Origin of the sequence: Hymenobacter negativus (assembly GCF_017571495.1) — a bacterium.
Classification (GTDB): Bacteria; Bacteroidota; Bacteroidia; order Cytophagales; family Hymenobacteraceae; genus Hymenobacter; species Hymenobacter negativus.
The window spans coordinates 15,413-28,770 of the sequence record NZ_JAGETZ010000018.1 but is presented as its reverse complement, the minus strand read 5'-3'; the positions used below and the strand labels follow the sequence as shown (position 1 = coordinate 28,770).

Below are 13,358 nucleotides of genomic sequence, written 5' to 3'. Positions count from 1 at the left end.
TGAACTGATAATCAGAAGGATTAACGGACTACAATCTTAAAGGTGTAGAAGCCAGTGGCACCTCCCACCGCAACGTTGGTTTTAACGAAATCCGCGTTCAACAGCTTGTCACGGCAGAGCTTTTCCTGGGCCGCCGACACGTTGCCGGAAACCTTCGTCACAGATTCAACCTCACCATCGGCCGAGATTTTAATCTTGAAGCGAACCGTGCCCGGATTATCGTCAATGGCTTCTACTACCGGTTGCCGGTCGAAGCGCCAGCCGGCCATTTCCAGTCCGCCACTGCCCGGGCTGCTACCAGAACCACCCCGGCCGGGGCTGCCGTACAACGCTTTGGCATCGAGTGAGCCGTTGGGGTCGCCTTGGTCGCCCACGGTGCCGGGCCGGTCGCCATTGTTGTTGCCAGTCGGCGTATTGCTGGTGCCATTTACACCGTTGCCCCCGCCGGTGGCGCTGCCATTGGGCGAGAAAGCTACGGCTACCTGGCGCTTGGGCTTGGGGGCCACTTTCACTTCTTCCCGAGCGGGCGCAGGTGTTTCTACTTTGGCTTCAGATACTGGGCTTTCTTCAGCGTCGCTGGTAATAATTTTCTCCTGCGAGGGCGGCGTAGGTGTCGGGGTTGCTTCGGCAACTGGGCGCGGAGCGGGTTCGGTGCTGGCTTTGGGCGGGCGGCTGTCTTCGCGGTTTTGCGAGGCATTGGCCGGGGCCATGCTCTGGATATCGCCCGAGCCAGCCGGGTCGAGACCGTAGTTCAATTCCACCCCATCGCCCCCGCCGAGCGGAGCCAGCGGCGGATTGGGCCCCTTGAACACCATGAAAATGAACAGCAGCAACAGTACCCCATGGACAACCAGGGTGCCAATCAGCGCCTCGCGGCGGTGCGGTTCGGGATAATCAATAGCCATTTTTCAATGAGGAATGAAGCGTCAGGAATGAAGAATTACGCATGAGAAGCGAAGAAGGCCATTACTCACTCTTCGTTCCTCATTATTTCCCGGCGGCTTGTTGGGCTGCGGTGGCCATCACCATTTTCAATTTAAGGCGGTTGCCTATTTCCAGAATGTCAACTAGCTTTTGAACGTTCAATGAAGCATCGACGCGTAGCACTACGGTGGGCTGCTCTGCCGTGGGGGCCGTGCCAACAAGGGCTACCAGCGAAGATTCAACATCTGCCGGATTGACCTGCTTTTTATTAACGAAGTACTGCCCGGCTGCATCAACCGAAATGGTGATGGGCTGCTTCATCACTTGCTTGCTTGATTTAGCATTCGGCAGCAAGAGCTTAATAACGTTGGGATTAACCAGCGTGGAGGCAATCAGAAAGAACAACATCAGGAAGAACATGATGTCGTTCATGGCTCCAGTCTCGACGTGCGACGTGAGGCGATGACGGCGGGAAAGATTCATTCTTTGAGCTATTAGCTGTTAGCTATTAGCCATTAGTTCCTGCTATCGCTTTCTCCTGCAATCGAATTATCACGAAAGCAAACAGCTAATAGCTTCCAGCTAACGGCTAAATTTAGTTGTCTTGGAGAATGTCCATGAACTCGATGGCAGAGTTCTCCATGCGGAACACCATACGCTCTACAAGGATGCTCAACCAGTGGTAACCGATGTGGGCGATGATGCCGACAATCAGGCCCGTAGCCGAGGTTACCAGCTTCACATACAAGCCATCGGCCACCTGCGGGATACCAAATTCCTTGGTGGCGGCAATGGAGTAGAAAATCTTGATTACCCCGATGATGGTACCTACGAAACCAATCATGGGGGCCACACCGGCGATGATGCCCAAGATGCTGATGTTCTTTTCGAGGCGGGCAATTTCAATCTTGCCCACGTTCTCTACGCTGGTTTCAATTTCTTTCAGCGGCAGGCCGATGCGGCGCAGGCCTTTCTCCACCATGCGGGCCAGCGGCGAGGCTGTTTGGGCACACAGCAGCTTGGCGCCGGCCAGGTCACCTTTCACCATGAGGGAGCGAATGCTGGCCATAAAAGCGTCGGGATTACCGGCGGCTTTGCGGATGGTGAAATACCGTTCGAGAATGATGTAGACCGAAACGAGGGAAAGCAACACCAGCGGTATCATGATTAAACCGCCGCGCAGCAGCAGGTCGATAACGGGGACACTGGTGTCGGCAACGGGAGCCGCGGAGAGAGCAGTATTTACGGTATCGACTGCGGCAACAGGTGCTTGCAAAAGGAATACGGACATGCGGACGGTTAGAATTTCAAAGTATTATAGTCGCTCCGGGTGCTTGCACGCAGACGCTGGGCTTCCCGCTTCGCCGAAGTCTCATCGGAAAAATCAGCAGCCGTGAGGCGGAACAGGCGGCTGCCATAGGGTGGCAGAATAATATGGGACTGGTGCCCGGATTGAATCAGGGTTTTGCGGCCGATTTCGGCACTCTTCAAGCTGCTGTATGCTCCCGCGATGACGTAGTAACGGCCAGTCCGAGCTTTAATTGTAACGGAGTTGGCAGCGACCGAAGCCTCAGCCGGAGCAGTCACAGCTACGGGAGCAGTGGGCGTGATGGTTTCAGTTGTCTTGGGTATTTCGGCAGCAATCGGAGCAGTTTTCTCCGGTGCCGGGCTGGTGACAGCAACCGGAGCGGGTGCCGGGCCAGGAGCTGTTTCCGGAAGTGACGCAGTAGTGGGCTGCGACTCCAGGCTGGCGACTGTGGGTGTTGAGGCGGCTTCTTCGACTGGCGTCATGCCTTCAGTAGCCATGCTTCGGGGGGTGAAATCGTGTTGGGCGAGCGTGGCTTGCTGCGGCTCGGTAACCAAGCCGGCGGGTGCCGCACTCTGGGAGGGCCACTCCCACTTGGGTGCCTGCCAGTTGGTAGGCAGGTAGCCCACATTGCGTGCTATCTGATAGTTGGCCAGCAGCAACAAGCCCACAGCCATGGCAATGACTCCCCCCGGCAGCAAGCGGGCCAGACGCGTGCGGCGGGTGGCAGCACCACGAAGGGCCGGTTGGATGCGCGTAGGTCGGTTATCATTGGCCCGCACGGGACGAGCGGCGAGCTCGGGAAGGCCAAAGGCGGAGGCCAAGAGGTTATCGGTCCCGGTGTATTCGAAAGCCAGCCCACGGCCGGCTGCGCGGCGAAAAATACCGATGCCGGGCAGCTCCGTGCGGTTGGTTTCGTCGAGTTCCTGCTGCAGGTTAGCCACGGCGGTACGCACGGCTTCGCGGGCTTGGGCAATGGGCAAACCGGTGTGCTGACTCAGAGCGTCAACCAGCAGGCCGTCGTTGCGGGTCAGCGCCTGATTAAAGGCCACTAATTTGGTTGGTGGGCTCAGGGCTTGCCGTCCGGGCTGGGCGCGTGCGGACGACACATCGGCCACAAGTCCCCCAAAATCCGGAATAATCACGCAGTCGTGGTCACGGAGCAAGGGACGGATGTGGTCAGCAAGGTGCATTCAGTGGGAGTTTTAAGGGTCAAGTGTTGAATATCGAGTCAAAAGGTAAGTAGCTAACTTGGCCACCTTTATCACAAAATTTGTTCAACGCTTAACCTTCAGCATTCAAAACTTAAAAGGTATAAGTAGCCCCGCCCAGTACGTTGATGCCCTTCACCGGATAGCCGTAGAAGCGCTGGTACTGGCGGTTTGCGAGGTTGTTACCCATTGCAAAGATGGATATTTTTGGCGTAACGCGGTAGTCGGCGCGCAAATTCAGGTCGACAATCGGGTCGGTGGCGCGGTAGAAATCGGGGGTTCGCACGTCCCCAGGCGTGGTGGCCGGACGGTAGCTGATGCCGTAGCTGGCCGAGAAGAAATAGCCTTCGACACCTACCATCAGCTTGTCAAAAACATTGTAGGTGCCGAACACCGAGCCTTGGAATTCGGGGCGGTGGAACGGCTGTGGCAGGTTTTTGAGGGCGTACTTATTGTAGTCCATCCGGGTGCCGAGGCGGAATTTCTCCGCCGCATTGTATAGTACCTCGCCGTGGATGTTCAGCACACCGGTGGCATGTTGGTCATACACCAAGTCGAATTTGGTGGGGTCGATGGGGTTGTTGAGGTAGAAATACAGGTTGCGGTCACGGGCGTAGGTGGCTTTTACGTTGAACTCCAGGCCCCGGGCGGGCGTGGACGTAAATCCGGCGTAAATCGTCGGGCCGCGGTGGGTATCGGCTACGTTCAGGTTGCTGTTCAGCCAGGGATTTTCGGTGGTGAGGTCGTAGCGGGTCACGCGCTGCAAGGCCCCACCCAAGCCGGCATACACCATAAACTTCTCGGGCTCGATGGTATAGCCCAGCCGCACGGCCGGGTATATCACGCCTTTGCTCACGCTGGTGGCCGTATCGGATGAATACCCAACCGTGGCCCCCAGTGAGAAGGCAATGTTCTTATTGATAAACTCATACGCCGGCGTGGCCTGCACAAAGGTGCGGCTCCTGCTCAGCTCGCGTGTGTTGGGTACGGGCTGAATATCAAGGGCCTCGACTGATTTATCCGAAATAAACGACGCATCGGCAGCTACGGTGATGCGGCTGGTTTCGCCCAAGGCATAGCCGACTTTGGCATTCAGGCGCACATCATTTTCGCTGGCGTCAAAGCTGTCGCCCCAATAGCGGTAGCCGATGCTGGCATCGTAGGTCAGCTGCTGGTCGGGGGCGCGGTTGTGGGCGTAGGCCTTCACGCCAAAGCGGTTGAACACCTGCTTGATGTCGGCGGATTCGGGCGTGGCTACCGGGCTGCCGTTGGCGGCTTTTTCGTAGCCGTAGAAGTTGTAGCGCTCGCGGCCCAGGTCCAGATTGGCTCCGAAAGCTGCCGTGCCCCGGTATAGCTCGCCCATGAGGTGGGCGCTGGTTTCCGACATGCGCGAATTCTTACCATCCACCGGCCCCTGAATGGAACTGATGTGCTTGATGTCCAGACCGTAGGCGTGGTCGGTGTTGCGAGTGCTGTGAAAATAGCCCCGGCCGTAGAACGTGCCGTAGTTGCCAATGGCAGCCTTCACGAAGTTGCCGGTGAGCGGCGTGGGCTCTTCAGCACGGATGGTCAGCACTTTAACCGAAGGGTTGAGGCGGTCGGCGGGCAGGCGGAAATCAGGGAACGTGTAGGCTACTTTACGGTCGAGCTTGGGGGCGGCCGGCAGCTTGATTTTATCGAAGTTGCGCGTGGATTCCGGCAACTGGTTTACCCGCTCCTTCACAATTTCAATCTCGGCCTCTTCAATCTTACCCGTCTTCTTTTTGGTGGGCTGGGCTTGAGCCGTAGCGGTAGGTGCGACGGCGCTTATCAGCACGGCCGCCAGCACCAGACCAGCAGACAGCCCTGAGCCCGGCTGCTGGTCCTCTTTAGAATTGTATCTCGACAAACGCTTCATCAGCAAGTTCTTATTCAATAAAAGATTAGGCCAGCCTAGCGCTTGGGCGCCGGCTTAGTCGTCGGAGCGGGCGTGGTTTTAGCGGGTGTTTTGGCCGGAGCAGTGGCGGGCGTAGCCGCCGGCGTTTTAGCAGGCGTAGTAGTCGGCGTTTTGGCGGGTGCAGCCGGGGCCTTGGTGGGCGTTTTGGTCGGAGCCTTAGTGGGCGCGGGTTTCGTTGGCGCCGGCTCGGTTTCCTCGGGCTGGTCAGCTCCCAGCGTTTTGATGCGCTGTTTGGCGGCTTCCAGCACTTCAGGCACCGGGAAGTTATTATCGATAAGCGAGTTTAGGGTGCCCCGGGCCTGGAAGTTGTCGCCCTCGGCCGCGTACACCTCGGCTACCAGCAGGAAAGCGCGACCCTGCCACAGCGGGTAGCTGCTGAAGTCTGAGTTAACTTTTAAAGCGGCTGTAATGGCCTCCTCGTTTTTCTTTTGTTTGAACAGGGTTTCGGCCAGATAATACTGAGCTTCGGCACCGTTCACGTCGTTGGGAGCGGCTGCGACGGCTGCGGCCAACTCAGTAGCCGCCTGCTCGTAGTTCTCGGTGCGCAGGCTGGTTTTGCCTAAGTAGAGCAATGCGGCATTCGTGGCATTGGCAGTTGCGCCGGCCAGGGCGCGAAGGTCTTCGGCCACGCGGCGGGTGCCGGCGTAATCGCCGGTTTCGTAGAGGCTGCGCATCTGGCCCAGGGTGGCATTGGCCACTTCACGCTTGTTGGTGCTGGCGCCACGCAGGCGCTCGTAGAGCTTAGCGGCTTCGGCGTAGTTCTTATTTTCGAACTCCAGGTCGGCGAGGCGGCCCACGGCGCGGTTCAGGAACTCGGTTTTGCCTTCGGTGAGCACGGCGCGCAGGCGGGTCAGGCCCTGCTGCCGGTCGCCGGTTTTCAGGTACGAATCCGCCAGGAAGAACCGGGCATCCGGGCCGAGCGGCGACTCCGGGTACTGCTTCAAGTAAGACTCCAGGCGCAGAATAGCAGGCTGGTATTTTTCAGCCAGATACAACGATTTCGCTGCCTCGAACTCGACGCTTTCGGTAGCCTTGCTATCGGGGTTTTGAATCTTGAACGAAGCCAATGCAGCATCAAACTCCTCCGTGCGGCCCAGGGCCGTCAGGCTCTCCTGCAAGCTGTAGATGGCCTGGGAGGCGGCATCGCTACGGGGGTAATCGGTAAGCACTTTCTGGAAGTCAGCCACGGCTTTGTCCTGCTGTTCGAGGTTGGCATAGGCCACACCGCGCTTTTGCAAAGCCTGCGGAACGAGCGGGCTATTGGGGCGGTTGTCAATCAGCTTCGTGAAGCCAGTGACGGCCGGCTGATACTCGCCCGCTTCAAATGAAAGCTGGGCTTGCTGGAACACTGCTTCCTCGGCGTAGCGCGAGTTGGGGCTGGTTTTGAGCAAGGCGGCGAGCGTACTGTTGGCTTCCTCGCGGCGCCCCATCAAGCCCAGCGTGCGGCCTTTCTGGTAGTAGGCATAGTCCTTATCGGCCGCGTTGGCCGTTATGACTTTGTCGTAGAGCGGCAGGGCTTGATTGTAGCTTTTGGCTACGTAGTAAGTATCAGCCAGGCGGAGGGTGGCGTCGTAGTAGTTGGGGTCGGCGGGCTTGGCGGCTTCGTCGTTCAGGAAAGCCTGGAACTGGGGCCGGGCGCGCTCATACTGCTTGGTATTGTAGTAAGCATAGCCGAGACCGTAGCGAGCCTTCTGCTCAAAGTCCTTTTCCTCGGGGCTCACGCCGCCCTGGCGGGCCGAGCGGGCCGCCGCCACGTAGGCATTGATGGCATCGGGGTACTGCTGGCCGACGCTGTAAATCTCGCCGCGCAGCACCTGGGCGGCGGCGCGCAAGGCATCATCCGACGGGTATTTCAGCGACTTGTCCAGCAGCGGCAGCGCCTCGGAGTAGTCGCCGTTGTTGTACAACGTGGCGGCCTGCGAATAGGCCACCCGCTGATAAGTGGCATCGAGCTTGGCGCTCCGGTCGTCGATGCCTTCGAGGTAGGTCAGCGCCTGGTTGTAGTCAGTAGAAGCCAGGAAGCTATTGCCCAGCAAATCATCCACTGTAGCCTGGTTTTTCGAACGGGGAAATTTCTTGCGGAAGTCCTTCAGCACGTTAATCACCTCGGGCAGGTTGCCCTGTTCGTACTGCACCTGGCCCAGCTTGAGGGTGGCATTTTCGGCGATGTTCTTATCGAAAGTGCTCTGGCGGGCGGCCTCGAAGGCCGTCACAGCCTGGGGCTTCTGGTTGGCCTGCACGTAGCTCAAGCCCAAGTGGTAGGCGGCATTCTGGCCCAGTGAGTCGCGGCGCACGGCCACGTTGCGCAGGCTGGCAATGGCTCCTGGGAAGTCGCCCATCTTGTAATTGGCAAAACCAATCTTGTATTGCAGCGCCGGCTCAATCTTGTTTTTATGCACGGCAGCGTACTTGTCAAAGTACTCGGCGGCCTCTTTGTATTGCTGCTTCTGATAGTAGGCATCGCCCACCAGCAGTTGAATTTCGTCGGAATTCTGGGGCGGCGGGGTGTTTTGCAGCGCTTTGGTAGCGTAGCCAATCAGGCCGTCGTAGTTACCTTCCTTGTAGTAAATCTGGGTAATGATGGCCGGCACCACCGGCTTGTAGGCGTCGTTCTGCTCGGCCACGCCAAGGTCGGCGCGGGCGGCGGCGTAGTCGCCGGCGCGGTAGCCGAGGTAACCGGCGTAGTAAGAGCTGGCGTACTTGTACTGGCTCTGCACCTGCTTGTTGCGGTCGAACAGCAGGCGGGATTTTTCGTAGTCCTTCTGCTCAAAATAGCTGTAGCCGAGCTTGAAATCGGCTTCGGCGCGCTGGTCGTTGCTCAGGTTATCGGGGGCTACTTTGGTGAAGTAGCGGATGGCTCCCTCGTAGTCCTTCTGGTCGAAATAGAACTTACCGAGCTCGAAGTAAGCCGATGCGGCCTGCGGGTGGGCCGGATGTTTGGCAGCAAAATCCAGAATCAGGCCCTCGGCATCGGGGTGTGAGAGGTAGAGGCCGCTCACGGCGTAATAGTATTCAGCATCGGCGGTGCGGTCGCCAGCGGCGGGCCCGCCCTGGCTGCTGTGCACCGGCTCGGTGGCCAGGTACTGCCGGAAAGCCTCCTGCGCCGCGCCGTACTGAGCACGGTCAAACAATTCTAAACCCTCCTGAAAATGCCGCTCATCGGCCGCGAAAACCTGGGTTTGCTGGGCCTGGGCTACCATGGGCGCCGCGGCACTCAGGGCGGCGGCCAGCGCCAGCCGGGGAAATAGCTTCATGTAAATACCTGTCATGGAAGGGCCGCACCGGGCCCGGGAACTCGCCAAAAGTAGCGATAAATGCCCGTAGGTTGCCCAAGCAACGCAGAAACGCGCCTGACATTGCCAGCTTAGTCGGCAGCGCAGGCAATTGTGACTTCGAGCTCCTCTGTGTTGCGTGCGGGCTAGGCCTCGTTTCAACCAGAGCAGTTTGTGGGTTGGCGCACGGTTGGGTTCGGTTCGATGGCGGAGCCGGCCGGCTGTCGTTGCCCGATGCGCTTACGGTGGAGCCATTGAGACGGTGCGCCCTTTTATAGCTGGCCGGACGGCTCCGCCGAGCCCGTGCACCAACCGGGCACTGCGTTAATGCGCTTCAACTGTTTTGTCTGCCATCGCACTAAGCCGAAGCGTAGCAACAAGCCCTCCCCAATCAAGGTAAACAGGTGCTCACCATGCGACCATATTATGCGGTTTATTAACCTTTTAAGCAGCTTATTTCTTTTATTATTGCTTCAATCAGCTGCGGCCCAAACGGTGGCAGGCCCCACAGGTGAGGTATTTAGTGTGCGAGTGCTGGCCCGGCAGCTGAGCGACCCCTGGGCCGTGGTGTATGGCCCCGATAACCACCTCTGGCTAACGGAAGCAAAGGGCTACCGTGTCAGTCGCCTCGACCCCGCTACCGGCACCAAAACCGTGCTACTAGACCTGAGCCGTCAGCGTGAATTTCCCCGTTACGACAAAATTCCGGACGCCGTGGACGGCGGCAAGCCCTGGCCCCAGGGCGGACTGATGGGCCTGGCGCTGCACCCGGAGCTGTTGCAGGGCCAGCCCTATGTGTACTTGGTGTACCTCTACCGCTTTGCCGGAGCCAGCCAACCGGGCAAGGGCAGCGGGGCCAACTTTGGTGGCAATTTCTTCACTACGCGCCTGGTCCGCTATGAATACGAGGCGCAAGCCGGGAAGCTCGTGCGCCCAGTCACGCTTTGCGACACCATTCCCGGCAGCAACGACCACAACGGTGGCCGCTTGCTCATTGCCCCCGTGGAGGGCAAAGACTATTTGTTCTACAGCATCGGCGACCTGGGCGCGGGGCAGTTTGACAACGCTGGCCGGCCCAACCACGCGCAGGAGCCCACCCGATACGCAGGCAAAGTCCTGCGTTTCAACCTTGCGCCTGATGCTGACACCGGGCCCGGCGACCAGTGGCTGCCCAACGACAACCCCTTCGGCACGGCCAGCCGGCAGTCGGCCGTGTGGAGCTATGGGCACCGCAACCCGCAGGGCCTGGCGTATGCCGTGGTGGGCGGCACAGGCCATTTATATGAGACAGAGCACGGTCCTTTTTCTGATGACGAGGTGAACATCATCGACCGGGGCGGCAACTACGGCCACCCGCTCGTCATCGGCTACAACGACAATAACTACAATGGGCTGGCGGCCGGCGTATCGGCACACGCTTCGCTGCCGGGCACCTGGCACACCACTTATCCCTTCATCAAAAGCGAAAACGCCAATGCAGCGGCTATTGGCGCGGCCACTTACCACGACCCCATCAAGACGCTTTACCCAAATTCAACTGCCTTTCTGACCACGTTGTTTACCAAAACCCGCGCCCACGCGCCCGATGCGCCGGAGTGGCCTTCGGAGGCGCCCAGCAGCCTCACGGTTTACACGGGCACGGCCATTCCCGGCTGGCAGAACTCGCTGCTGCTGCCCACGCTCAAGCACGGCAAACTCATCCGGCTGCAGTTGGACGCGGCCGGCACACACATTGTAGGCGATACACTGACGTACTTCAAAGCGCCGGTGCGCTACCGCGATGTGGTCCTAGCACCGGATGGCATGCGCATCTACCTGGCCACAGATAGCGCGTCCGTCACGTCAGGACCTTCAAAGGAAGACCCCAAAGGCACTAGCTGTAAGGGCTGCATTATGGAATTCACGTACCTGCGCGGCGGGCAGGCTTCGGAAAAGTCATTACCGGGCCAGCCCAAAAGCAACCGTCCGGCCCCGGCAGTGCGGCCCGGTGAGCAACGCGCCAGAACAAAAAAGAGGAATAAATAATGGGGTTGAAAGGCACCAGTGACTGAGCGCGACCATGACTGCCACCAAACCATTGAGCTGATGCCACTACACGCTCAAGGCCCTGCTGCACCACCAAGGCCAGTACCGACAGCAACGTGCTTTTTAAGCAGAGCCGATTCACAAGCTCGTCCTAACAACTTGACTACCCAGGCCGTAAGCCGTGAGCATTCTAATAATACTTTTTGCCATGAAACAACAAACCGCTTCCACTCCCGGAGCCCGGACCGCCGAAACATCACACTCTAACGCTGCCAACGTACTCGACAAAGCTCAGCAATGGGTCAAGGAAAGTAACGTGGGCGAATTACTCGACCAGGTTCCCTCTTCGCTAAAAAACGTTGGCACGAAAGGCGCCAAGAGTTTCAAAAAGCTCAGCACGACGCAAAAAATAGTGGGCGGAGCCGCCCTGGCGCTGGGTGTGGGCCTGCTGATTCGCAGCAGCTCAAAGGGTAGCAACAAAAGTGACAGCCAGACTGCTACTACCGTGCAGGAGTTGTTGCATTTCGTCAACGACCGAATTGCGGGTTATGAGCGCGCCGTGGCCGAAAGCGAAGACTTGGACTTGCGTACCTATTATCAACAGTTGGTGAGCCAAAGCCAGCAGTTTGCCGCGAACCTGAACACACTACTGCAGCGCGAAGGCGGGGCACCCGAAACTGGCACCACACTCAAGGGCAAACTCTATCGCACGTGGATGGACACGAAAGCCGCCGTTACGGGCAGCGACGAAAAAGCTATTCTTAATTCCAACGTGTACGGTGAAGAGTGGGCCATTAAAGCCTACCAAGATGCCCTGCGCAACCACAACTTGTCGAGCATCATCCGCCAGGCCATCCAGCACCAGTACGACACCGCCCAGCGCACCTACAAGCGCCTGAAGCAACTGGAGGCGCAGCAATAGCCCGCGCCTGCCTTGCTTTCCAAAGCCCTGCCGTTTCGCAAATGGCAGGGCTTTTTCATGTCCAGCCTTGTGAGCTGCTCCGGCCACCAATCGGAGGTCCACTATAATGCTCCCTCTACAAGGCACGCGCTAGCAGCCCCGGCAGCGGGCATACGGCACTTAGTTCGGACGGATGGTGTAGCTTACGCGAACTTTGAACGTTGAGTCCCGACCACTCACCCGCGTCCGGATGGTTCCGGTCCAGTAGGCTTGGGCTGGTGATGCTTTTCCAGCATTGCCAGGCACAATGAACTCGACACGACCATGCCCGTCGGGGCCAACTGAAATGGGCTTGCCATTGACGGCCATTTGGGAAGAAAGATTCGCGCTCGATGAGGTCAGAAACAGCTCGGCTTTATAGGTTTCTCCAGCTGAAACGACATTGGATTCTGCAGAGGCAAAAGCGCCTACCCTATCAAAGGTTGTATTTAAGCCACAGCCGATTTTTTGGTTTTGGATTGCCAGTGCCATCAATTCATAGTCACGTATCACGGCTTCTTTTTGCGTTAGCAGCGCCAGTGTTTCGGGCACGGAAAGCCTCTGATAAAACAAGCCTTGCGAATGGCCCCCATCAACAGGAACGTAGTAAAGATGAGCCAGTTCTTCATCGATAGGGCTCAATTGCTTTACATAAGCAGTAACCGATAATACCACGTTTTCTGCCTGCTCATTCGCAGCAGCTACTTTTTCAGAAGCTCCCTGAACCGACGCATCATCGACTTGATTTACGCTGGACCCTCTTTTTAACAAACCCCTGCGTAAGTGTTGAATAAGCTCAATGGCTGAATCTGCGCGTTGACAAATCCCTTCCGTTTGGTGTAGCACCAGCAGGTCTCGGGGCTGATTTTGGTTATGGCGTATTGCCTGTTGGATGTCGTGCAAAACGTCCCCAGCATCGGCCTGCGCCCGCTCATTTGCCACTTGCAGCGTCGCATCCAGTAGCTGCAAGTACGTGTGCATTCGTTGTTGCTGCTGCCAGTATTTCCAGCTGCCCAGCCCTAGCGCCACCAGCCCAATTGCCCAGTATAAGATGCAGACTTTCATATAAAACGAGTTGATATAAAAGCAAATAACGACGGCAACTACCATGTATTTCTGCTCTTAGCTCAGCAGTTGCCTTAAGCACGACCGCAGCCTCCTGACGCTAGCAAGCGTATAGAAAAGCCACCACAATTCCTTGCCATGAAATCCTTCCTTCTGCTACTCCTGCTGGGCCTTTCGGCTTGTGCCTCGGAACAGGTCCAATACACCAATGCCGAACCGAATGTCAACTTTAGAGCTTATAAGACCTTCAACTTTATGGATGTGACGGCCCGCAACGAAGCCGCTTTCCAAGGGCCCGGCACGGGTGTAGAAACACTAAAGCAGGCCATTGTTCGGGAAATGGGTCGTCGGGGCTACCAGCAGTCGGACACCCCGGACTTGTGGGTGAACATTGGTGTGGTGACCAAGGATAAGGTGCAGACTCGTGAGACGACCCTGCGCGACGCTCCGCTCTACATTGGGCAGCGCAACTACCATTGGCAAAGCCAAAACGTAGTAGTGGGTCACTACGAAGAAGGTACCGCTACCGTGGAAATCGTCGACGCTGCCCGCAAGGACCTCATCTGGCAGGGTGCCGTCAACAGCGTCCTGACGCCCGATGCAAGCAAGCTTACCAAACGCATTGATGAGGCTGTAGCTGCTTTGTTTGAGAAGTATCCGGTACCGCCTGCGCAATAAG

At 57.9% G+C, this 13,358-nt stretch carries 10 protein-coding genes; 3 read left to right on the top strand and 7 right to left on the bottom strand.

All coding sequences use genetic code 11. The features are described 5' to 3' along the window. Window positions 1-20: 20 nt before the first annotated feature. The 6 genes from J4E00_RS25915 to J4E00_RS25890 form a co-directional block, all read right to left on the bottom strand. Window positions 21-905 (bottom strand): hypothetical protein, encoded by an 885-nt coding sequence (locus tag J4E00_RS25915; RefSeq protein ID WP_208178255.1) that lies wholly within the window; start codon window positions 903-905, stop codon window positions 21-23. A gap of 82 nt (window positions 906-987) precedes the next feature. Then, the gene (locus tag J4E00_RS25910; protein ID WP_208178254.1) at window positions 988-1,407 is read right to left on the bottom strand and encodes an ExbD/TolR family protein; all 420 of its coding nucleotides are present in this window, start codon (window positions 1,405-1,407) and stop codon (window positions 988-990) included. 112 nt (window positions 1,408-1,519) lie between these two features. Further along, window positions 1,520-2,215, bottom strand: a complete 696-nt coding sequence (locus J4E00_RS25905) for a MotA/TolQ/ExbB proton channel family protein (RefSeq protein WP_208178253.1) — start codon at window positions 2,213-2,215, stop codon at window positions 1,520-1,522. 8 nt (window positions 2,216-2,223) lie between these two features. After that, complete coding sequence (locus J4E00_RS25900; protein ID WP_208178252.1) at window positions 2,224-3,423, bottom strand: SPOR domain-containing protein; 1,200 nt, start codon at window positions 3,421-3,423, stop codon at window positions 2,224-2,226. Between the two features lie 112 nt (window positions 3,424-3,535). Continuing rightward, window positions 3,536-5,329: a TonB-dependent receptor gene (locus tag J4E00_RS25895; RefSeq protein WP_208178251.1), complete on the bottom strand. Its 1,794-nt coding sequence runs from the start codon at window positions 5,327-5,329 to the stop codon at window positions 3,536-3,538. A 44-nt stretch (window positions 5,330-5,373) separates the two neighbouring features. Then, complete coding sequence (locus tag J4E00_RS25890; RefSeq protein WP_208178250.1) at window positions 5,374-8,631, bottom strand: tetratricopeptide repeat protein; 3,258 nt, start codon at window positions 8,629-8,631, stop codon at window positions 5,374-5,376. 486 nt (window positions 8,632-9,117) lie between these two features. On the opposite strand from J4E00_RS25890, the gene J4E00_RS25885 reads away from it, so the two are divergent. Both J4E00_RS25885 and J4E00_RS25880 read left to right on the top strand, forming a co-directional pair. After that, entirely contained in the window at window positions 9,118-10,674 is a 1,557-nt protein-coding gene (locus J4E00_RS25885) for a PQQ-dependent sugar dehydrogenase (protein WP_208178249.1), read from the top strand. 208 nt (window positions 10,675-10,882) lie between these two features. Beyond that, a complete protein-coding gene (locus J4E00_RS25880) occupies window positions 10,883-11,596 on the top strand; it encodes a ferritin-like domain-containing protein (RefSeq protein WP_208178248.1) in 714 nt (237 codons plus the stop codon). A 159-nt stretch (window positions 11,597-11,755) separates the two neighbouring features. On the opposite strand, the gene J4E00_RS25875 is transcribed toward J4E00_RS25880, so the two are convergent. After that, window positions 11,756-12,679 (bottom strand): hypothetical protein, encoded by a 924-nt coding sequence (locus J4E00_RS25875; RefSeq protein ID WP_208178247.1) that lies wholly within the window; start codon window positions 12,677-12,679, stop codon window positions 11,756-11,758. 138 nt (window positions 12,680-12,817) lie between these two features. On the opposite strand from J4E00_RS25875, the gene J4E00_RS25870 reads away from it, so the two are divergent. Continuing rightward, a complete protein-coding gene (locus J4E00_RS25870) occupies window positions 12,818-13,357 on the top strand; it encodes a DUF4136 domain-containing protein (protein ID WP_208178246.1) in 540 nt (179 codons plus the stop codon). Window position 13,358 lies beyond the last annotated feature (1 nt).